The organism is Metabacillus kandeliae, assembly GCF_021166585.1.
GTDB classification, from domain to species: Bacteria; Bacillota; Bacilli; order Bacillales; family Bacillaceae; genus Metabacillus_B; species Metabacillus_B kandeliae.
This window is the reverse complement of record NZ_JAJOZE010000017.1, coordinates 1-21808: the sequence shown is the minus strand read 5'-3', so window position 1 is coordinate 21808 and position 21808 is coordinate 1. Positions and strand designations below refer to the sequence as shown.

At 44.5% G+C, this 21808-nt stretch carries 24 protein-coding genes and 2 other annotated features; all 24 genes read right to left on the bottom strand.

Annotated features, from left to right (window positions below; translation table 11 throughout):
* Positions 1-108: 108 nt before the first annotated feature.
* The 24 genes from LRR81_RS20170 to LRR81_RS20055 all read right to left on the bottom strand — a co-directional run bounded on the left by LRR81_RS20170 (position 109) and on the right by LRR81_RS20055 (position 21244).
* On the bottom strand, positions 109-708 hold the full coding sequence (locus LRR81_RS20170; protein WP_231791220.1) for a class I SAM-dependent methyltransferase: 600 nt from the start codon (positions 706-708) through the stop codon (positions 109-111).
* Between the two features lie 117 nt (positions 709-825).
* Complete coding sequence (gene rplL, locus LRR81_RS20165) at positions 826-1191, bottom strand: 50S ribosomal protein L7/L12 (protein WP_231791219.1); 366 nt, start codon at positions 1189-1191, stop codon at positions 826-828.
* Positions 1192-1252: 61 nt separating this feature from the next.
* Positions 1253-1756 carry a 50S ribosomal protein L10 gene (gene rplJ, locus LRR81_RS20160; protein ID WP_231791218.1) on the bottom strand — a complete coding sequence of 168 codons (504 nt, stop codon included), beginning with the start codon at positions 1754-1756 and terminating at the stop codon, positions 1253-1255.
* 43 nt (positions 1757-1799) lie between these two features.
* Positions 1800-1945: a sequence feature (ribosomal protein L10 leader region), on the bottom strand.
* 56 nt (positions 1946-2001) lie between these two features.
* Positions 2002-2700, bottom strand: coding sequence for a 50S ribosomal protein L1 (gene rplA, locus LRR81_RS20155; RefSeq protein ID WP_231791217.1), 699 nt, complete (start codon positions 2698-2700; stop codon positions 2002-2004).
* 167 nt (positions 2701-2867) lie between these two features.
* Positions 2868-3293 (bottom strand): 50S ribosomal protein L11, encoded by a 426-nt coding sequence (gene rplK, locus LRR81_RS20150; RefSeq protein WP_231791216.1) that lies wholly within the window; start codon positions 3291-3293, stop codon positions 2868-2870.
* Positions 3294-3466: 173 nt separating this feature from the next.
* On the bottom strand, positions 3467-4000 hold the full coding sequence (nusG, locus tag LRR81_RS20145) for a transcription termination/antitermination protein NusG (protein ID WP_231791215.1): 534 nt from the start codon (positions 3998-4000) through the stop codon (positions 3467-3469).
* A 559-nt stretch (positions 4001-4559) separates the two neighbouring features.
* Entirely contained in the window at positions 4560-4745 is a 186-nt protein-coding gene (secE, locus tag LRR81_RS20140; protein ID WP_231791214.1) for a preprotein translocase subunit SecE, read from the bottom strand.
* 143 nt (positions 4746-4888) lie between these two features.
* Complete coding sequence (rpmG, locus tag LRR81_RS20135; RefSeq protein ID WP_231791213.1) at positions 4889-5038, bottom strand: 50S ribosomal protein L33; 150 nt, start codon at positions 5036-5038, stop codon at positions 4889-4891.
* 83 nt (positions 5039-5121) lie between these two features.
* On the bottom strand, positions 5122-5778 hold the full coding sequence (gene sigH, locus LRR81_RS20130; protein ID WP_231791212.1) for an RNA polymerase sporulation sigma factor SigH: 657 nt from the start codon (positions 5776-5778) through the stop codon (positions 5122-5124).
* 67 nt (positions 5779-5845) lie between these two features.
* Positions 5846-6358, bottom strand: coding sequence for a ribosome-dependent mRNA decay endonuclease Rae1/YacP (gene rae1, locus LRR81_RS20125; protein ID WP_231791211.1), 513 nt, complete (start codon positions 6356-6358; stop codon positions 5846-5848).
* 2 nt (positions 6359-6360) lie between these two features.
* Positions 6361-7107, bottom strand: a complete 747-nt coding sequence (gene rlmB, locus LRR81_RS20120) for a 23S rRNA (guanosine(2251)-2'-O)-methyltransferase RlmB (RefSeq protein WP_231791210.1) — start codon at positions 7105-7107, stop codon at positions 6361-6363.
* The gene (locus LRR81_RS20115; protein ID WP_231791209.1) at positions 7104-7523 is read right to left on the bottom strand and encodes a Mini-ribonuclease 3; all 420 of its coding nucleotides are present in this window, start codon (positions 7521-7523) and stop codon (positions 7104-7106) included. The genes rlmB and LRR81_RS20115 overlap by 4 nt, the downstream gene beginning before the upstream one ends.
* 6 nt (positions 7524-7529) lie before the next feature.
* Complete coding sequence (gene cysS / locus LRR81_RS20110; RefSeq protein WP_231791208.1) at positions 7530-8927, bottom strand: cysteine--tRNA ligase; 1398 nt, start codon at positions 8925-8927, stop codon at positions 7530-7532.
* Entirely contained in the window at positions 8878-9573 is a 696-nt protein-coding gene (gene cysE / locus LRR81_RS20105; RefSeq protein ID WP_231791207.1) for a serine O-acetyltransferase, read from the bottom strand. Before cysE ends, cysS begins: the two co-directional genes overlap by 50 nt.
* A gap of 107 nt (positions 9574-9680) precedes the next feature.
* Positions 9681-9919: a binding site (T-box leader), on the bottom strand.
* A 43-nt stretch (positions 9920-9962) separates the two neighbouring features.
* Positions 9963-11420 carry a glutamate--tRNA ligase gene (gene gltX / locus LRR81_RS20100; RefSeq protein WP_231791206.1) on the bottom strand — a complete coding sequence of 486 codons (1458 nt, stop codon included), beginning with the start codon at positions 11418-11420 and terminating at the stop codon, positions 9963-9965.
* A 71-nt stretch (positions 11421-11491) separates the two neighbouring features.
* Entirely contained in the window at positions 11492-11977 is a 486-nt protein-coding gene (gene ispF, locus LRR81_RS20095) for a 2-C-methyl-D-erythritol 2,4-cyclodiphosphate synthase (protein WP_231791205.1), read from the bottom strand.
* On the bottom strand, positions 11971-12663 hold the full coding sequence (gene ispD / locus LRR81_RS20090; protein ID WP_231791204.1) for a 2-C-methyl-D-erythritol 4-phosphate cytidylyltransferase: 693 nt from the start codon (positions 12661-12663) through the stop codon (positions 11971-11973). The genes ispF and ispD overlap by 7 nt, the downstream gene beginning before the upstream one ends.
* 12 nt (positions 12664-12675) lie before the next feature.
* Positions 12676-13776, bottom strand: a complete 1101-nt coding sequence (locus LRR81_RS20085) for a PIN/TRAM domain-containing protein (RefSeq protein WP_231791203.1) — start codon at positions 13774-13776, stop codon at positions 12676-12678.
* Between the two features lie 183 nt (positions 13777-13959).
* Positions 13960-15033: a DNA integrity scanning diadenylate cyclase DisA gene (disA, locus tag LRR81_RS20080; protein WP_231791202.1), complete on the bottom strand. Its 1074-nt coding sequence runs from the start codon at positions 15031-15033 to the stop codon at positions 13960-13962.
* Positions 15034-15039: 6 nt separating this feature from the next.
* Entirely contained in the window at positions 15040-16416 is a 1377-nt protein-coding gene (gene radA, locus LRR81_RS20075; RefSeq protein WP_231791201.1) for a DNA repair protein RadA, read from the bottom strand.
* A 272-nt stretch (positions 16417-16688) separates the two neighbouring features.
* On the bottom strand, positions 16689-19127 hold the full coding sequence (clpC, locus tag LRR81_RS20070; protein ID WP_231791200.1) for an ATP-dependent protease ATP-binding subunit ClpC: 2439 nt from the start codon (positions 19125-19127) through the stop codon (positions 16689-16691).
* Complete coding sequence (locus tag LRR81_RS20065; protein ID WP_231791199.1) at positions 19124-20212, bottom strand: protein arginine kinase; 1089 nt, start codon at positions 20210-20212, stop codon at positions 19124-19126. The genes clpC and LRR81_RS20065 overlap by 4 nt, the downstream gene beginning before the upstream one ends.
* Before the next feature lie 3 nt (positions 20213-20215).
* Positions 20216-20767 carry a UvrB/UvrC motif-containing protein gene (locus LRR81_RS20060; protein ID WP_231791198.1) on the bottom strand — a complete coding sequence of 184 codons (552 nt, stop codon included), beginning with the start codon at positions 20765-20767 and terminating at the stop codon, positions 20216-20218.
* Positions 20768-20782: 15 nt separating this feature from the next.
* Positions 20783-21244 carry a CtsR family transcriptional regulator gene (locus tag LRR81_RS20055; protein WP_231791197.1) on the bottom strand — a complete coding sequence of 154 codons (462 nt, stop codon included), beginning with the start codon at positions 21242-21244 and terminating at the stop codon, positions 20783-20785.
* Between the last annotated feature and the right edge of the window lie 564 nt (positions 21245-21808).

The following is a 21808-nucleotide window of genomic DNA, read 5'->3' as shown; positions in this document are numbered from 1 at the left end:
TTATAATTCTTTCCATAACAAAATAAAAGTATACCTTTAAAAAAGACAGTTATGGAAATTATACATTGGCATTGTATAATACTAACACAGCAAAAAATCAGCGTCAACCTATTTTTTCGCTCTAATAATGTGATAGCCCTTGCTTTTTACGGCAAGGAAAGCCTCGCCGAAAAGCTCTTCAATTTTATCAAACGCTGAAGGTGCACCCTGCTTTTTCTGAATGACCACCCATAATTCTCCCCCCGGCAGAAGATGTTCATAGCTTTTTTCAAAAATTTCGTGAACAGTCTGCTTACCGGCTCTTATTGGCGGATTTGTTAAAACAGCTGCAAACTTTTTCGCAGGAACCTTTTCAAAAAGATCGCTCTGATAGATGGAGACGTTGCTGATTTGATTTTGTCCGGCATTTGCTTTGGAAAGTTCAACAGCCCGTTCGTTAATATCAATCATTTCAACAGTTCGATCAGGAAACGATGCTGCAATGGAAAGACCGATCGGTCCGTAGCCGCAGCCTGCATCAAGAAAATCCCCTTGTATAGCGGGAGATTCAAATGTTTCAATCAGCAGCTGGGAACCAAAGTCTACTTCTTTTTTTGAAAAAACACCGCGATCGCTCTGAAAAACAAAATCTTTTTCCCGCAAACGGAAGGACCATGTTTTTCTGTCGCTTTCAACAGAGGGTTTTTGAGAATAATAATGTTCGCTCATGTGCTTTCCTCCATCGGAAGAGTGGCATTTGGATTTACTATTTTAATCCTGCCAGTAATGAATTTCAAGAAAAAAGCCCGCTATGATAAGCGAGCTTTTTTCTTTATAAAACAGAAATTACTTAACTTCTACGCCAGCGCCAACTTCTTCAAGTTTCGCTTTTGCTTCTTCAGCTTCTTCTTTAGAAACAGCTTCTTTGATTGCTTTTGGAGTGTTGTCAACCAATTCTTTTGCTTCTTTCAAGCCAAGGCCAGTGATTTCGCGAACCACTTTGATAACTTTGATTTTTTGAGCGCCAGCACTTGTAAGTACTAGATCAAATTCAGTTTGCTCAGCAGCAGCTTCGCCGCCAGCAGCGCCGCCAGCTGCAGCTACAGGAGCAGCAGCAGTTACGCCGAATTCTTCTTCGATTGCTTTTACCAAGTCGTTAAGTTCTAGTACAGTCATATTTTTGACTGCATCAATGATTTGTTCGTTAGTCATTGTATAGTTCCTCCTTATTTATCCATTCAATTTGTTTTTTCAAGCCGAAAACCGGTAGATATTATGCGCCTTGTTCTTCTTCTTTCTGATCAGCAACTGCTTTTGTAACAAGAGCAAGGTTGCGGATAGGAGCTTGAAGAACGCTAAGCAGCATGGAGAGCAAACCTTCGCGGGATGGCAGAGTTGCCAGCGCCTTAATTTCCTCAACTGTTGCTACATTTCCTTCGATAACGCCAGCTTTAATTTCCAATTTTTCATGATCTTTTGCAAAATCATTCAGGATTTTAGCCGGTGCCACTACGTCTTCATTACTGAATGCAATCGCATTCGGGCCAGTCAGTGCATCGTTAAGGCCAGTAAGTTCAGCCCCTTCAACCGCACGGCGAGTCATGCTGTTCTTGTAAACTTTGAATTCAACACCAGCATCACGAAGCTTTTTGCGAAGTTCAGTAACTTCAGAAACATTCAATCCGCGGTAGTCAACGACGATCGTGGATTTGCTTTCGCGAAGCTTAGTTGTAATCTCAGATACAAGCTGCTGTTTTTGTTCGATTACGCTGCTCATTGGTACACCTCCTGTAAGATTCTTGTTCTGCATTATACCGTACGAAGGTCATAAAAAAGCCTCCATTTAGACATGGAGGCAGACATTTACAGTAAGCATTAATCGCTCAATTGCATATATCAGACACCTCGGCAGGATGATTAAGCCTTGAAAAGCCCCTGCTGTCTACGGTAAAAATGATTCATTTAAGTTGTTATGAAACAACATTGTTTATTATATTGAAACCTAAACCTTATGTCAAGCGATTATTTCACGCCGAATGATGCAGAATCAACTTTGATTCCAGGGCCCATTGTAGACGCCACGGCAACATTTTTCATGTATGTGCCTTTCGCTGCAGCCGGCTTAGCTTTTAGCAATGTTTCAAAGATTGTTTTCAAGTTTTCAGCAAGCTTGCTGTCATCGAAAGAAACTTTTCCGATTGGAACGTGGATGTTTCCAGCTTTGTCAACGCGGTATTCTACTTTACCAGCTTTGATCTCATTAACAGCTCTTTCAACTTCAAAAGTAACTGTTCCTGTTTTAGGGTTTGGCATTAAGCCTTTTGGTCCGAGTGTACGGCCAAGCTTACCAACTTCACCCATCATGTCAGGAGTTGCTACGATTACATCAAAGTCGAACCAGCCTTGCTGGATTTTAGTGATATATTCGGAATCGCCTACGAAATCTGCTCCAGCAGCTTCTGCTTCTTTCGCTTTTTCGCCTTTAGCGAATACCAATACACGCTGAGTTTTGCCTGTTCCGTTTGGAAGAACAACTGCACCGCGGATTTGCTGGTCGTTTTTACGAGGGTCAACTCCAAGACGGAAAGCTGCCTCAACAGTCGCATCAAATTTTGCAGTGTTTGTTTTCTTTACAAGTTCAATCGCTTCTGCAACAGCATAAGCTTGTGTGCGGTCTACTAATTTAGCCGCTTCTGCGTACTTCTTACCTCTTTTAGCCATTTTAAAAATGTCCTCCTTATGTGGTTTTAGCGGAATTTTACCTCCCACGAATGAAAGGCCACGGGCAGATGCCCTGCCTTTAACGCTTGGCAAGATCAACAGATCTCTTCTGCCAATAATAAAGGCTGCGAACTTGAATCATCAAACCCGCAACCTGCATTAACTACTTAGTCTTCAATAACAATTCCCATGCTGCGTGCAGTACCTTCAACCATGCGCATTGCAGATTCAACGCTTGCAGCGTTTAAATCAGGCATTTTTGACTCAGCGATTTCACGTACTTTATCACGCTTAACTGTCGCTACTTTATTTTTGTTTGGTTCGCCTGAACCAGACTCAATACCAGCAGCTTTCTTAAGCAATACAGCAGCAGGCGGAGTTTTTGTTATGAATGTAAAAGAACGATCTTCAAAAACCGTAATTTCTACAGGGATAATCAGTCCAGCTTGTTCAGCTGTACGTGCATTAAACTCCTTACAGAATCCCATGATATTAACACCAGCTTGACCTAGTGCAGGTCCAACAGGCGGAGCCGGATTGGCTTTAGCAGCAGGAATCTGCAATTTAACAATCTTAATTACTTTTTTAGCCACGAGACACACCTCCTTAAGTCCGTGATGTGGTAATAGGGAATTCTCCCTCCCACTCAACTCTCATTCTAATATGTGAATGATAGAAAAAATCATGATATTTGCTCCGGTCTCCCAGAGACATACTGACTTATGAAATGTTACCACTTTTTCAAAGCCATTTCAAGTTCTTTTCTTTATAATTTACTAAGCTGTGAAAATTCAAGTTCAACAGGTGTTTCACGGCCGAACATATTAACAAGGACTTTTACTTTTTGCTTGTCATTATCAATATCTTCAATCATTCCTGTGAAGTTGGCAAATGGTCCTTCTGTAACTTTGACTGTTTCTTTCAGTTCAAAGTCAATTTCCACTTTGCGTTCGTCAACGCCCATGCGTTTCAGAATCACTTCGACTTCTTCCGGCAGAAGCGCTGTAGGCTTGGAGCCTGAGCCCGCTGATCCGACAAATCCTGTCACGCCCGGTGTATTGCGGACAACATACCAGGAATCGTCTGTCATCACAATTTCCACGAGAACATATCCAGGAAATACTTTCTTTTTCACGATTTTCTTTTTGCCGTTTTTAATATCAGTTTCTTCATCTTCCGGAACAATAACGCGGAAAATCTTATCTTGCATGCCCATTGTTTCCACGCGTTTTTCCAAGTTGGCTTTTACTTTATTTTCATAGCCAGAATAAGTATGGACTACGTACCAGTTTTTCTCCATAGCTTTTAGGACGGTATGTCCTTCCCTCCCCGCTTTTGGCAGTTTTTTATTTTATTAATGGCTGCATCCTATCACACTAGCCTCTATTCTAAGTTTCGCTGTCTTATGGGTGTATGCCTTTTTAATATTTGGCTCTATTATGTTAAATTAGGCTGTTGATTTCCGTTTCAGGCGTCCGCTTTCCGCGGGCAGTGCGGGAGCCTCCTCGTCGCTTTGCTCCTGCGGGGTCTCCCGTCACTTGCACTCCCGCAGGAGTCTCCCGCCTGCCACTCCAATCAACAGGTGCGTGAAGATCAACATTCTCCTTTTAACATAACCTCAATATAAAGGCTGTTTCTGCTACTGCTGCATGAGCTAAGCAAAGCCATTTTTAAAAGATTCCAGCTATACAAAGATTTTCAGCTTTTATATGATCTCCAGCAGGCCATTTTTTTCCACAATGAAAAAACCCGTAAAACGGGTTTTGGCGGATAAATGATATTCTCTATTATAGCACGGAAATTCCGTCTCTATTCAACAAAAAACAGAATTAGGCAGGAAATCTGCTAAAATGCCTCTTTTATTGCTTTGTTACAAGGCGAAGCAATGATGAAATCCCAAAGTCAATGACTGCAATAAACACAGCTGCAAATACAACAGTTGCGAGAACGGTGATCGTGTATCTAGTAAGCTCTTTGCGCTTTGGCCAGCTTACCTTCTTCATTTCACGGCCTACATCCCCGAAGAATTTAGAAATACGTCCCATGTTCGGTTACCTCCAGAAGTTTAAAAAAATGCGAAAACAGAACCATTTTCGCCTGTATATTCGGCCCGCTTCCGGATTTCTTTCTAAATGAGGAAAACCAAGGATGCAGAATTCCAGCCGGACCGGTCAATAGTCATAAGAATCTATTTAGTTTCGCGGTGAATAGTATGAGAGTTGCATGTATTGCAAAATTTGCTGATTTCAAGACGGTCTGCAGAATCTGCAGTGCTTTTCATCGTAGAATAATTGCGGCTGCCGCACTGTGTGCAGGACAGCGTTATCTTTTTGCGCATAGGATGACACCTTTCGCTATTGTTTCATTCCTTTAAGAATGTATCATAGGGAGGTTACTTCGTCAATAAAGCATCCTATGAAACTACATGCTGATTTCCCTAAGCTCCAAATACCTTTCCATCTTCCGCTTCACTCTTTGCAGAGCATTGTCAATCGACTTGACGTGCCTGTTCAGCTCTTCTGAAATCTCCTGATAGGAACGGCCATCCAAATACAAGGCCAGTACTTTTCTCTCAAGGTCGCTCAAAAGCTCCCCCATTTTTACTTCAATGTCATCGAACTCTTCCTGATTGATGATCAGTTCTTCAGGGTCCATGATTTTAGTGCCTGAGATCACATCCATCAGCGTCCGGTCAGACTCTTCATCATAAATGGGCTTGTCCAAGGAAACATAGGAGTTAAGAGGAATATGTTTTTGGCGGGTTGCGGTTTTAATCGCTGTTATGATTTGTCTTGTAATGCAAAGTTCAGCAAATGCTTTAAAAGAAGCAAGCTTGTCTTCCTTAAAATCGCGGATGGCTTTATACAGCCCAATCATGCCTTCCTGGACAATATCTTCCCTGTCGGCACCAATCAAAAAATAAGATTTTGCTTTTGCTCTGACAAAATTACGGTACTTTGTTATCAAAAAATCAAGTGCATCACTATTGCCGATATGAACGAGCTCAACGATGGCTTCATCTTCGAGCTGCTGAAAGTCCTGTCTGCCTGCCTTCTCCCCGTAGTACTTAGAGCTCACGCCGATCCCCCCGACCGCACATAGATAGCCATATTATACAGTACAAAATTTGGAAGCGTCAACAGTCCTATAAATCTCCTCTTCTCCACTTTTCAAATGTTTTCAATACATCCTCTGAGAGAGCGATTTTAGGAGCGGGATTTTCATTTTTGATTTTGCTGACCCGCTTTTTAATGCTTTTTTCAATGGTTTCCATTTCAATCAGCAGTTCTCTTGCCGACTTTCTCAGCGCCCCCTGCCCGAAAATCGCCCACTGCTCTGTGTAGTCGGAAGTTGCCACATGAATTTGCGTTTGAATGTTATTCAAATCAATGGCCATCTTCTCAATCCGTTCATCAGCCGTTTCATTCTCTTTCGTATAGATCACTTCAACGCGGTAATTTTTATGCTTTGCTTCAATGCCTTTTACAAGGTGGGCATCAAAAACGACGATTACCCTGAACCCTGTATAAGCCTGGTACTCAGCCATTTTCTGAATCAGGATGTCTCTTGCTTCTGCAAAGTGATTCTCCTTCAGTGCTCTTAGAATCGGCCATGCACCAATGATGTTGTATCCATCCACAAGAAGGATATTGTTCATGGCTATTCTCCCAGCGGATGACGCTTCCGGTAAACTTCATACATCAGGATGCTTGCGGCTACTGAAGCATTCAAGGATGTAATGCGGCCTGCCATCGGAAGTTTGACTAGAAAGTCACATTTTTCCCTGATCAGCCTGCCCATTCCTTTGCCTTCGCTGCCGATGACCAAGCCGATCGGCATCTTGCCGTCAAGGTTGCGGTAATCATCAGCCCCCTTTGCATCTGTCCCTGCTATCCAAATGCCTTTTTCTTTCAATTCCTCTATCGTTCTGGCAAGATTCGTTACTCTTGCTACCGGAATATGCTCAATTGCCCCTGTAGAGGCTTTGGCTACAGTTGCCGTAAGTCCGACAGAGCGTCTTTTTGGAATAATAATGCCGTGGGCGCCTGCCGCATCTGCTGTTCTCATAATTGAACCGAGATTATGAGGATCCTCCAGTTCATCGAGTAAAATCAGGAAAGGATCCTCGTTCCGCTCTTCAGCTGCTTTCAGCATGTCATCCACCTCAGCGTATTGGTAGGCGGCTACCTGCGCTACAATTCCCTGATGGCTGCCGTCTTCTGCCATTTGATCAAGCTTCCGCTTCGGCACAATCTGGACATTGACCCCCCGCTCCTTTGCAAGCTGGGCAATCACCTGAGCTTGTCCCTTAACAGCATTTTCTGCCATCCAGATTTTATTAATATCCCGTTCTGACCGCAATGCTTCAAGAACCGGGTTTCTCCCAATAAGCAAATCTTCGCTCATTGTGTATTCCTCCTTTCTTCTGTGTACTTATAAGCCAGTTCCATTACTTCATTCAGCCTCTCTTCATTCTGTTCAAGAAAATGGTGGCCGATTAGCGCTTCAAAAGCCGTGCTGTAATGGTAGGTCTGGACATCCGTATTTTTCGGCACCGAGCCAGACTTTGCATTGCGCCCTCTTCTGATCACGCCTTCCTCTTCCTCAGAAAAAATCCCTTTTTCTATCAAGTCATGGAGAGCTGATGCCTGGGCTTTCGCAGAAACATAGTTTTTTGCCAGGTTATGAAGCTGGTTCGGCCTTGCGTTGCCCTTTGACAAAAGGCGGTGCCGTACGTATACCTCATATACGGCATCCCCCATATAAGCAAGCGCCAGACTGTTCAGCTGATTGACGTTTTTGATTTTCTCAAGCTCAAGCATGGCTGGTTATCCTCTTTTCCATCTCGTTCCCTGTGATGTATCTTCGAGTATAATATTCATGTCCTTCAGCTGATCGCGAATTTGGTCGGCTAAGGCAAAGTCACGGTTCTTTCTGGCATCAATCCGCTTTTGAATCAGATCATCAATTTCTTCATCGAGAAGCACTGTTTGAGAAAAAGACAGTCCCAGCACTTTTCCAAGAGCATCAAATTGCTGAAGAAATGCCTGGATCACTTTGCCTGACGTATTTTTCTCCTGCAAATAATAATTGGCAGAGCGCGTCAGATCGAAAAGCACGCTGATTCCATTGGCTGTATTGAAATCATCATCCATTTCCTTGATAAACGTTTCTTCAAAACTGTGAATGTTTTTCAGCCATTCTTCATCATTATCCGTTAAATTTGTGCTGCTTTCCATACGGTGCTGAAGATTGCCGTATGCGGTTTTTATACGGTCATGAGCGTTTTTCGTGCTTTCCAATAGCTCCTCCGAGTAGTTAATTGGATGGCGGTAATGGACGGACAGCATGAAAAACCTGAGAAGCTGCGGATCATGGATTTTTACGATATCGTGCACAGTAATAAAGTTTCCCAGTGATTTTGACATTTTCTCATTGTTGATGTTTACGTAGCCGTTATGAAGCCAGTACTTGGCAAAGGTTTTGCCTGTCAGCGCCTCAGACTGCGCAATTTCGTTTTCATGGTGCGGGAACGTTAAATCCTGGCCGCCTGCATGAATATCAATCGTATCGCCGAGGTATTCCTTTACCATTGCGGAGCATTCAATATGCCAGCCAGGGCGTCCTTTTCCCCATGGGCTATCCCATGAAATTTCATCTTCCTTCGCTGCTTTCCATAGCGCAAAATCAAGAGCATCCTGCTTTTTCTCGCCGACTTCAATTCTTGCACCTGATCGCAATTCATCAATGGATTGGTGCGAAAGCTTGCCGTATCCGCTGAAGGAGCGGGTCTTGTAATACACATCGCCGCCTGCTTCATAGGCAAAGCCTTTCTCAATCAGCGCTGCAATGAAATCAATAATAATGTCCATTGTCTCGGTTACGCGCGGATGAAGATCAGCCCTTTTGCAGCCGAGCGCCTCCACATCTTCAAAATAAGCATCGATGAAGCGCTGCGCGATCGACGGCACATCTTCCTTGAGTTCTCTTGCAGCCTTAATCAGCTTATCGTCAACATCCGTGAAATTCGATACAAATTGAACATCATATCCTCTGAATTCCAAGTACCTTCTTACCGTATCGTATACAATAGCAGGCCGTGCATTCCCTATATGAATATAGTTATAAACAGTTGGTCCGCATACATACATTTTGACCTTTCCCTCTTCAAGAGGTTCAAAGGTTTCTTTCTGTCTCGTTAGCGTGTTGTAAAGCTTTATGGCCATCGGGGTTCTTCCCTTCTTTTAATTTTTCAATTTCAGCCTGCAGCTGCCTGATTTCCCATTCCATTGCCCTGCATCTGTCTGCAACAGGATCCGGAAGATCAGAATGATTCAAATCTCTTTGTGTACGGATGCCATCCTGAATGACTACTCTTCCCGGTATGCCGACAACAGTAGAATTAGGAGGCACATCCCTCAGAACGACAGAGCCTGCTCCGATTTTCGAGCTTTCTCCAACCGTAATGGAGCCAAGCACCTTTGCACCGGTAGCAATCAAGGCATTGTCCATGATGGTTGGGTGCCGCTTTCCTCTTTCCTTTCCTGTCCCGCCAAGTGTAACCCCCTGATAGACAGTGACATTATCCCCGATCTCGCAAGTTTCCCCGATGACAACCCCCATGCCGTGGTCAATAAAGAAACGGCGGCCGATCTTAGCGCCGGGGTGAATTTCAATTCCTGTGAAAAAGCGGCTGACCTGTGAAATAGCCCTTGCCAGGAAGAAGAACTTTCTTTTATGAAAGGCATGAGCAATCCTGTGAGCCCAAATAGCATGAACCCCTGAATAAGTAAGAATGACTTCAAAATGGCTTCTGGCTGCAGGGTCCTGTTCGAATACAACTTCCACATCTTCTTTGAAAAGTTTAAACAAGTGATTCTCCCCCTCCTATTCTTCATCAGGACAATATGGCGTCCAAATGAGGAGTTCTTCTCTTGGCGAGCATCCCGATAATAAAAAAAAGCGTCTCTGTGCCAGGGCACAGAGACGCTTTTAGACGCGGTTCCACTCTGTTTAGGCAATCCTCCATAGGGATGCCTCAACTTTTGAATCCCTTTAACGCAGGGACAGACGCTTCTGTTTACTTATAAAACGCAAATGTTCAACAGAAGGCTCAAAGGGGCACTTCAGGACCGCTTCGCCTAAACCCCTCTCAGCCAATAGGAGGTTCTCTCTGGGAAGGAAGCTGGTCCTTACTTTTCCTTTTCAACGCTTTTTTCAGCAATAGATTTCTTATACTATATTATATTTTAGGCAAAAAGTTAACTTAATACACTTGTTAACCGGGCTAAAACTTTTTCTTTTCCTAAAAGTTCGATGGCGAGCGGAAGCTCCGGCCCGTGTGATTGACCTGTAACAGCAACCCGGACAGGCATGAACAGCTTCTTGCCTTTATGGCCTGTTGTTTTTTGAACAGCCTTCAGGCTTGATTTAATGTTGCCCGCAGTAAACTCTTCAAGGCCTTCCAGCTCCTCTTTGAATGCCTGCATCACTTCAGGAACCTGCTCTTCATCAAGGATGCTTCTTGCTTCGCGGTTATAGTCAATCTCTGTCTTGAAGAACATTTCAGACAGCTCTACAATTTCCGCACCATAGCTCATTTGTTCCTGATAGAGTCCAACAAGCTTGATGGCCCATTCTTTCTCTTCCTCAGGCATATTTTCACTGATTTTCCCTGCTTTAACGAGATGCGGAAGAGCAAGCTCTGCTACTTCTGCCATTTCCAGGTTTTTCATGTACTGATTGTTCAGCCAAGCCAGCTTCTGTGTATCAAAAACAGCCGGGGATTTGGACAAGCGCTCCGGATCAAAGATATCAATGAACTGCTCTTTTGAGAAAATTTCATCCTCGCCGACAGGAGACCAGCCAAGCATGGCAATAAAGTTAAAAAGCGCTTCAGGCAAGTATCCAAGATCCTTATATTGTTCAATAAACTGAATGATCGAGGCATCGCGCTTGCTCAATTTTTTCCGGCTTTCGTTCACAATCAGTGTCATATGGCCGAAAACTGGTGTATCCCAGCCGAATGCATGATAAATCATCATCTGCTTCGGTGTGTTGGAAATATGATCATCTCCGCGCAGCACGTGCGTAATTTTCATTAGGTGGTCATCAACTGCTACAGCAAAGTTGTAAGTCGGAATTCCATCTTTTTTGACAATGACAAAATCACCAAAGCCATCAGATTCAAAAGACACTTCATCCTTTACGATATCATTGAAGGAAAGAACCTGCCCTTGAGGAACACGGAAGCGGATGCTCGGCTTTCTGCCTTCCTGCTCAAGCTTTTCCCGCTCTTCTGCTGTAAGATGAGAGCATTTTCCGGAATAGCGCGGAGCTTCACCGCGTGCTGTCTGCTCTTCCCGCTCCTGCTCAAGCTCTTCTTCTGTGCAGTAGCATTTGTAAGCAAGATCCTTTTCAAGCAGCTGATCGTAAAGCTCCTTATAAATATCATTGCGTTCAGACTGTCTGTACGGTCCGTATTCTCCGCCCTCATCAATGCTTTCATCCCAGTCAATGCCAAGCCACTTCAAATATTTCAGCTGGCTTTCTTCTCCGCCTTCAATATTCCGCTTTTGGTCAGTATCCTCAATGCGGATGATGAACTTCCCATTTTGGCTTCTTGCAAATAGATAATTGAACAAGGCCGTTCTGGCGTTACCGATATGTAAATATCCTGTTGGGCTCGGTGCATAGCGAACCCGAACTTCATTTCCCATTATATTATACCTCCGTAGGTGTAAGGCTCTTTGAAATCATTCCTTTATTTTATCACCAATCAGGCATGCTTTCAAAATGAATCCTTTTTTTGGAGCAAAACGACAGCCTGTGAAGCAATACCTTCCTGTCTTCCTGTAAATCCAAGCTTCTCTGTCGTGGTTGCTTTCACATTTACCTGGCTGATATCCGCTTCCAGCAGATCAGCGATCCGCTCTCTCATCTGGCCGATATAAGGAGCCATCTTCGGCTTTTGGGCAATGATGGTGCAATCAAGATTCAAAAGCTCATAGCCTTTCTCTTTAATGATGCCCCATACATGGCTCATTAATTTAGCTGAATCAGCATCCTTAAAGGCAGGATCTGTATCAGGAAAATGCTTCCCGATATCCCCTTCTGCCACAGCTCCAAGGCAGGCATCTGCTATTGTATGCAGTAAAACATCAGCATCAGAGTGGCCAAGAAGACCTTTTTCGTAAGGGATTTCGATTCCGCCGATGATCAGCGGACGTCCTTCTGTCAGCTGATGTACATCAAACCCTTGTCCAATTCTCAGCATATCGCTTCTCCTCCTTCACGATCCAGAATGGCTTTTGCAATCAGCAAATCCTCCGGTGTCGTTAATTTAATATTTTTATAATCTCCTTCAACAATGGAAACCTTATGATTCAGCCTTTCGACAAGGCTTGCATCATCTGTTCCCAAATACTCCTCTTGCCCGGCTTTTTCATGAGCTTCTAAAATAAGCGAAAGACGAAAAGCTTGTGGGGTCTGAATGGCCCACAAGCTTGATCTTTCCACTGTTTCAATGACTTCAAGATTTTGAACCCGCTTTATCGTTTCTTTCACTGGTACGGCGGCTGTAGCAGCTCCCATTTCTGAGGCAGTCTGCGACAGTCTGCGTATCAGGTGAGTATCGATAAATGGCCGCGCACCGTCATGGACGAGCACAATGTCGGATTTGGCAGCTCTCAGTCCATTATACACACTGTGCTGCCGCTCTCTTCCCCCATGTACAAGGGCAATAGCTTTAGTCATTTGATAGGTGTCAGCTAATTTTAGAAACTCGTCTCTTTCAGCCTCGTTGATCACGAGAATGATGCCGCTGCAGGCTGGATCCTTTTGGAAAATATCCAGTGTATGAGCGATGACAGGCTTGCCGTTTAATTCTATAAACTGCTTGTTCTTCCCTGCCTTCATTCTTTTCCCCTGCCCTGCAGCAGGTATGACGACTTCATAATTCATTCGTATTCTCCCTTAGAGTGCTTTTTCAAGAAGCTTCGGCTTGGCAAAAATCATTCTGCCTGCAGAAGTCTGGAGCACGCTTGTGACGAGCACATCGATGTGCTTGCCAATATAATCACGGCCGCTTTCAACGACGATCATTGTACCGTCATCAAGATAAGCGACACCCTGATTGTGCTCTTTTCCGTCCTTTATAACCTGCACCTTCATTTCTTCACCTGGAAGAACGACCGGCTTCACGGCATTTGCCAGATCATTGATGTTCAGGACAGCAACTTTTTGCAGCTCGCAAACTTTATTCAGGTTAAAGTCGTTGGTTACAACAACCCCTTGAGTTAATTTAGCCAGTTTAACCAGCTTACTGTCAACCTCCTGAATATCTTCAAAGTCGCCTTCATAAATTTCCACATTGATGGCAAGCTCTTTTTGAATGCGGTTTAAAATATCCAGTCCGCGGCGTCCTCTGTTCCGTTTCAATACATCAGACGAATCGGCAATATGCTGCAGCTCCTCAAGGACAAATTGAGGAATAACGATGGTTCCCTCCAGGAAACCTGTCTGGCAGATGTCTGCAATCCTTCCGTCAATAATGACGCTTGTATCAAGGATTTTAAGCTTTTTCTCTTCATGTTCAGATTCTTCATCATTTGACCCTTTTTTCTTGCTGATTCTGTTTGTAATGGAAAACAGATTCACAAGCTCGTCCTTTTTCTTGAAGCCAACCTGAAAACCAAGATAGCCGAGCAGGATTGCAAGAAAGATTTGAATAATCATGCCGATGGCCTGATACGGCACATCTTTGAATGGGATAACATTAACAAGAAGAAAAGCAATTATTAGTCCAAAAACCAAACCCAGACTTCCGAATAAAACATCCGTAACAGGTGCTTTAACAAGGGATTCTTCCAGCCGCTTGATCCAGTTCACTACACCTTCCACAAGCCAAAACGTAGCAAGATAAAAGATAATGGCTCCTAATATCGCCAATGTATAAGGCGTATTCAAAAAAGGTATGTCCTGCATATTTAATAGCCTCATTAAAGCCGGCATAAAGAAAATCCCCAAAATACCGCCAACCAGCACGAAAAAGACTTGGACAATCCGTTGTAACATACCTTCACCTCCTTTTAACCATTATAATCACTTTATGATAATTAAAACGTTCAATGTACAGATTTTCAAAATTTGTAACCTCTTTGACATTTTACCGGCAAATTCTATCCAAGTACCTCTCTGTATACCCGTTCTTCTTTCAAGTAAAACCGAAGCAGAAGAGTTCAAAAAACCTGCCGCCATTCAGCGTCCTGTTAAAAGCTGCTCCTGAAGACGCTTAATGCCATCCTTGATTTTTCTCGCCCTTATTTCCCCTATTCCATCTACTTCGTCTAACTCTTCTACGGATGCCAAAGCAATTTGTTTCAAATTTTTAAACTTAACGACTAAATTATTTATGACCATTGTGGGAAGGCGGGGTATTTTATGGAGCATCCGGTACCCTCTGGGCATAACAGGAGATTCCAAATCAGTCAGATAGGAAATCCCAAGCAGCCGCAGAAGTGCTGTATCCTCAAGAAGATCATTTTTGGCAAGCTCCTGCAGCTGTTTAAGAGTTTTGCGCTGATCAACGGACGCTTCCTGGCTGTAATCCTTAATCAGCAGCTCTGCTTCCTCTTCAATATCGATAAGAAGTTCGCTCATCTGAAGCCGGATCAGCTTTCCTTCAGAGCCTAACTCATTCACATAATCGAGAATTTCATTTTTAATTCTGAGCACCATCTCAACTCTGTGCAGCACATGAATGACTTCACTGTATGTGACGAGCTCTTCAAACTCAGACGAACTGAGATTCAGAATGGACTGATCTAAAACTGTTTTATATTTTTCAAGCGTTTGTATCGCTTGATTTGCCTTCGTCAAAATCACACCGATATCCCGCAGGGCATATTTTTTCTCACCAAAATAAAGCGTAATCACATTTCTCCGCTGAGAGATGGCAATAACAAGTGTGCCTGTCTGCTTTGCCACTCTCTCAGCCGTGCGGTGCCTCATTCCCGTTTCAGTGGAGGAAATGGATGGATTCGGCATCAGCTGCGCATTGGCGAACAGGATCTTTTGGCTTGAATCATTCAAGATGATCGCACCGTCCATTTTCGCGAGCTCATATAAATGGGCAGGCGAAAAGGGAGAATGAATATGAAACCCGCCATCTACTACTTCTTTGATTTTATCGTTGTAGCCTATCACGATCAGTCCGCCGGTTTTTGCTCTGAGGACATTCTCAATGCCTTCTCTGATCGGGGTGCCAGGCGCCATAAACTGCAGGATTTCAGAAAGGCTCTTATTCGGAATCTTCTTTTCTTTCTCGCTCAAGTGCGTTCACCCCCCAAGTGTTTTCTGCAGTGCTTCTGATACACTTTTTACTCCGATGCATTCAATGGTTCCAGGAGCCGTCCATCCGCCGAGGTTTGCCTCAGGCAGAATGACTCTTTTGAATCCGAGCTTTGCCGCTTCCTGAACACGCTGCTCAATACGGGAAACCCTGCGGACTTCTCCGGTAAGGCCAACCTCGCCGATGATTGCATCCATTGGATTTGTCGGCACATCTTTAAAGCTGGAAGCTATGCTGACAGCGACAGCAAGATCGATAGCCGGTTCATCCAGCTTCACCCCGCCTGCTACCTTCAGATAGGCATCCTGGTTTTGCAGGAGCAGTCCGACCCGCTTTTCAAGGACAGCCATTAAGAGCGGCACCCTGTTATGATCAATTCCGGTGGCCATCCGTCTCGGATTTCCAAAGCTTGTCGGTGAAATTAATGCTTGTATTTCGACGAGAACCGGTCTTGTTCCTTCCATAGAGGCCACAACCGTCGAGCCTGCTGCACCTTTTGACCGCTCTTCAAGAAAAATTTCTGACGGGTTTAACACCTCTTCAAGCCCGCTTTCCTTCATTTCAAAAATACCCATTTCATTCGTAGAACCAAAACGGTTTTTTACAGCACGCAGTATCCGGTACGTATGGTGGCGTTCGCCTTCGAAGTACAGCACTGTATCCACCATATGCTCAAGAATTCTTGGACCTGCAATGGATCCCTCTTTTGTGACATGGCCCACAATAAAAATGGCAATGCCTTTTGTTTTGGCTATCCTCATCAGCTCTGCCGTGCATTCCCTAACCTGTGAAACGCTTCCTGGGGCTGAGGTGATTTCGCTTTGGTATACAGTCTGGATAGAATCTACCACCACAAACTGAGGGCTCACTTCTTCAATGGCTTTTGTGATAAATTCCATATCTGTTTCTGCAAGGACGAGAAGGGAATCCGATGTCACGTCAAGCCTGTCTGCACGAAGCTTCGTCTGTTTGACTGATTCCTCGCCTGATATATAAAGTACTTTGCTGCCATTATCTGCGAGCTGGGAAGAAACCTGAAGCAGAAGGGTTGATTTCCCTATGCCTGGATCGCCGCCGATCAGTACAAGAGAGCCTTTTACTATCCCGCTGCCGAGCACTCTGTTAAATTCCTTCATGGACGTTTTAATGCGCGGTTCATTTGCTGTTTCAATACTTGTTATGGGAGATGGTTTTTGAACGGTCTGCGAAGAATGCTGGAAGGACGTGCGCCGCGAAGAGCCAGCTGCTTTCATTGTTTCTTCTGTCATCGTGTTCCATTCACCGCAGCCTGGACATTTTCCCATCCATTTTGCCGATTCATAGCCGCACGACTGACATATAAATTTTGACTTGGTTTTTGCCATAAGGTACCTCTCTTTTATCAGTTGGATATTCTCACTTTACTATTGATCATGCCAAAAAAAAAGAAAGAAAGCGAGGCATACGATTTACGTACACCTCCCTTTCCATGTTAGAACAATAAACCTTTTCTTTTATGAAGGCTCTGTTAAATTCGGCTATTGATCAGCGCCGGCTTTCCGCGGGGCGGGCGGTGAATCTCCCGCCTGCCGCTTCATTCAGCAGGTGCGTAAAAATCAGCATCCTTCTTTAACATTGCCTTTATGAGAAAAACCTTTTATTTAGCCAGCTTCTCAGCATGCTTTACAGTAAACTCGCCATCTTCCACGTCAAGGACAATCTTTTGCCCTTTTTCAATGGTGCCTCTCAGCAGCTCTTCAGATAAGCGGTCTTCCACGTGTTTCTGAATGGCGCGTCTTAATGGACGAGCCCCGTATTCCACATCATAGCCCTCTTCTGTAATCTTTTCTTTAGCTGCTTCTGTCATAGACAGTTCGAGATCCTGCTCTGCAAGACGCTTTGTAAGCTGATCAGACATAAGCGTTACAATCTCTTTCAAATGTTTCTTCTCAAGAGAATGGAAGACAATGATTTCATCAATACGGTTCAGGAATTCCGGGCGGAAGGCTTTTTTCAGCTCTCCCATTACTTTGCCTTTCATATCCTTATAGCTTTGATTTTCATCCTGGACATTAAAGCCGACATATTTGTTCCGTTTCAGCTCGCTCGCCCCTACGTTAGATGTCATAATCAAAATCGTATTGCGGAAGTCTACTGTTCTGCCCTTAGAATCTGTTAATCGGCCATCCTCTAAAACTTGAAGCAGAATGTTGAAGACATCAGGATGCGCTTTTTCAATTTCATCAAGCAGGACAACGGAATAAGGCTTTCTGCGGACTTTCTCTGTCAGCTGCCCGCCTTCATCATATCCGACATATCCTGGAGGAGAACCAACCAGCCGTGAAGTAGAATGCTTCTCCATGTACTCGGACATATCAATGCGGATCATAGATTCTTCATCACCGAAGATGGACTCCGCCAAAGCTCTCGCAAGCTCTGTTTTACCGACACCTGTTGGGCCGAGGAATACAAAGGAACCGATCGGACGCTTTGGATCCTTCAGGCCGGCTCTTGCACGGCGCACTGCTTTTGCCACTGCCACAACGGCTTCTTCCTGCCCGATTACACGGGAATGAAGAATATTTTCCATGTTCAGCAGTTTGTCAGTTTCCGTCTGTGCAAGTCTTGATACAGGAATACCAGTCCAGCTTGCTACAACCATAGCAATATCTTCAACTGTAACTTCGGAATTCTCCTGCCCCTGCTTTGCTTTCCAGGTTTTCTTCGTTTCTTCAAGCTGCTCGCGCAGACGCTGTTCTGTATCACGGAGAGAAGCAGCCTTTTCAAACTCCTGGCTTTGGACAGCAGCATCCTTTTCTTTTCTCACTTCTTCCAGCTTCACTTCAAGCTCCTTCAGGTTCGGAGGAGTCGTAAAGGATCTCAGGCGCACTTTAGAGCCTGCTTCATCAATCAGGTCAATCGCCTTATCCGGAAGGAAACGGTCGGAAATATAGCGGTCAGACAGCTTTACAGCTGCATCGATTGCCTCATCTGTGATAGACACTCTATGATGGGCTTCATATCTGTCTCTGAGTCCCATTAAAATCTGGACACTTTCTTCAGCGGTCGGTTCATCTACCTGAATCGGCTGGAAGCGGCGCTCAAGAGCAGCATCCTTTTCAATGTATTTTCGGTACTCATCAAGAGTTGTGGCTCCTATGCATTGAAGCTCGCCTCTTGCAAGAGAAGGCTTCAGAATATTGGAAGCATCGATAGCGCCTTCTGCTCCGCCGGCACCGATCAATGTGTGCAGCTCATCGATAAAGAGAATGATATTTCCTGCCTGGCGAATCTCATCCATTACTTTTTTCAAGCGGTCTTCAAATTCACCGCGGTATTTTGTTCCTGCAACAACCGTTCCCATATCAAGCGTCATGACGCGCTTATCACGGAGGATTTCTGGAACTTCGTTATTTACAATCTGCTGGGCAAGCCCTTCTGCGATCGCTGTCTTACCTACACCAGGCTCCCCGATCAGAACAGGATTGTTTTTCGTACGGCGGCTCAGCACTTCAATAACACGCTGAATTTCTTTGCTGCGCCCAATAACAGGATCAAGGCTGCCTTCTCTTGCAATGGCCGTTAAATCACGGGCAAGGCTGTCAAGAGTTGGAGTGTTGGCACTGCTTGAGCCGCCTCCCTGATGGCCTGCAGAGGATTCATTGCTTCCGAGAAGCTGCAGAACCTGCTGTCTTGCTTTATTAAGGCTTACACCCAAATTATTCAGCACGCGTGCTGCAACACCTTCACCCTCGCGGATCAGGCCGAGAAGAATATGCTCAGTCCCTACATAGGAATGACCAAGCTTTCTCGCTTCATCCATTGAAAGCTCAATAACCTTTTTCGCACGCGGAGTATAGTGGATGGTTTGAGAAATATCCTGCCCGCGTCCAATCAGGCTTTCCACTTCTTTTTGAATTTTTTCAGGGCCAAGGCCAAGCGCGATCAGCGCTTTTGCTGCAATGCCTTCGCCTTCACGGACAAGGCCAAGCAAAATATGCTCTGTACCGATATTGTTATGGCCAAGCCTTACTGCTTCTTCCTGAGCAAGTGCGAGGACCTTTTGCGCGCGTTCTGTAAATCTTCCGAACATCATGTTTGATCTCCTCCATCCGTTTCTAATTCCATTTTGATTCTTTCGCGAATGATTGCCGCTCTTCGTACATCTCTTTCTCCCGGAGATAATTCTCTTCCTGTATATTGCTGCAGAAAGCCCGGCTGAGTCAGAACCATTAATTCGTTAAGTATGTTTCGCTGTATTCCTTTTACAAAGCCGAGATCAATACCGAGCCTGACATCTGACAGGCATTTTGCAGCCTCTTTTGTTTCAATGATTCTTGAGTTGGAGAGAATCCCATAAGAACGGAAAACCCTATCCTCCAGCTTAAGCGGAGCGGTTTCATATAAGGCATTTCTTGCTGAACGCTCCTGGGAAATAAGCTGCTCCACAACACTGATCAAGTCCTCAACAATGTCATCCTCAGACTTGCCAAGCGTGATTTGATTTGAAATCTGAAAAATATTGCCTAAGGCTTCGCTGCCTTCGCCATAAATCCCTCTTACTACGAGGCCGAGCTGATTAATGGCCGGGATAATTCTGTTAAGCTGGCGGGTGATGACAAGTGCCGGCAAATGCATCATGACTGAAGCTCTTATCCCCGTTCCGACATTCGTCGGGCAGCTCGTTAAATACCCGCGCTTCTGATCAAAGGCATAATCGACTTTTTCTTCAATCCAATCATCCAGCTGGCTGGCAGCCTTCAATGCTTCTGAAAGCTGAAGCCCAGGGAATAAACATTGTATGCGAACGTGATCTTCTTCGTTAAGCATGATGCTTACTTCTTCATTGCTGGAAAGAAGACAGGCACCAGAAGGAGAATCTTCTGCAAGATTAGGACTGATCAAATGCTTTTCTACAAGCACTTTCTTTTCGATAGGCTGCAGAGCATTCATTTTTACCAGTTCAAATTCGCCAATGTCCTCAAATGTCCTGCTCGCAAAATTTTCTTCAAACAAGTGAAGGATCTGTTCAGCTTCTTCACGGCTTGAAAGAGAAGGAAAACGAAACTGCTCAATATTTCGCGCAAGCCTTACTCGGCTCGAAAGAACAATGTCTGAATCCGGTCCCTCCTCGCTCATCCAAGTACTGACAGCTGTATTAATGAAATTTTGCAATGACATGGATCAGTAATCCTCCTTCCGCTGGGAAGACATGCTTTTTTCAAGGGAACGAATTTCATCCCTGACTTCTGCTGCACTTTCGAACTCTTCGTTCTCAATGAATTCCCGCAGCTGAGCCTTCAAAGCATCTATCCTTTTTTGAGTATGGAAGCTTCCCCCGAGTCTCTTCGGTATTTTTCCTCCATGCTCAGTATTGCCGCTATGAACCTTCCGTAAAATCGGAGTAAGCAGATTGCTGAATGTTTTATAACAATGAGAACAGCCAAAACGGCTGGTCTTGGAAAATTGCTGAAATGTCATGCCGCATCGTTTGCATCGGGGAATTTCGTCATCTGACCGCTGGTATTGCTGCTGTGACTTTGAAAGAGCAGGCTCAAGCTTCAGCAGTCCTGCCAGCAGGTGATTGATCGAAAATCCGCTTTCACCGCCAAACATAGACATATTATTATTTTCCTTTGCACAGTATTCGCAAACATGCACCTCAGTCTTTTCACCATTTACAACCTTTGTAAAATGCAGCGTTGCGGGTCTTTCATGGCATTCTTGGCAAATCATGCTATTCACCTGCTTTTATTTATATTTCAAAGTTGTCAGCATAGCTTTAATCATTCTCGCCCTCAATTCATCCCGCAAAGGCAGGTCAAGATTCAATACTGATCGGTCAATCACACTAAGCATAATCTTCGCTTCTCTTGGAGAGAGAATTTCCTCGCCCGTAAGCCTTATAATAATATCCTCTCCGGCAGCCTGGCTGATCTTGCTGCCAATCAAAGAAAGGATTTGATCAATTAAATCTGCTTCATCAATCATTTTCACCTTAATAATTCTGATGTACCCTCCGCCGCCTCTTTTGCTTTCAACGATATAGCCTCGTTCAATTGTAAAGCGGGTATTGATTACATAATTGATTTGCGAAGGTACACACTGAAATTTATCCGCTATTTCACTGCGTTTTATCTCGACAATCTCCCTGCCGCTCGTATTAAGCACCTGCTTCAGGTATTGTTCAATAATATCGGATATATTCCTCATCAAGCCTCCTCCTCACTTGACTTTGACTATATTTGACTATATTACTAATATAAAATGGAGGAGCACTTTTTTCAACTATTTCGTATTAGTTAGTTTTATTTTTCCCACATTTCACTGGATGGAAACTATGAAGGAGGATTCTTTTTTAGGTCAGGTGCCTGTGAGTTATGTATATGCCCAAGGGGGAGGAGTGGTGTGGGGGGTTCTGTCCCCACTTTTAATAGAGCACTGTCCCCCGCCTCACTGCCCGATGAAAGCCCTGTCCCCGTTTGAGTGAAACTAAGCGGGACAAGGGGTTGGGTATAGCCTCCCCCTGGCCTCGCTGCGGCAGTGGAACAGGGGAAGGGGCATCCATCCCGATCCCTGTCCCCTCTCTGCTGCTGAATGAAAGGACTGGCCTCAGGCGTATGAGCCCTTCTCCAGCACGGCTTTTTATTCACACCTGTCACTGTCCCTTGATCCGGTGAAGCACTGTGGGCCAGGTCCGCCCCTTCAGAGGGGGAAAGAGACCCTTTCCCTTCCAAATAAAACAGCCATCCACCACTAAAATAATAAAAAACCGCA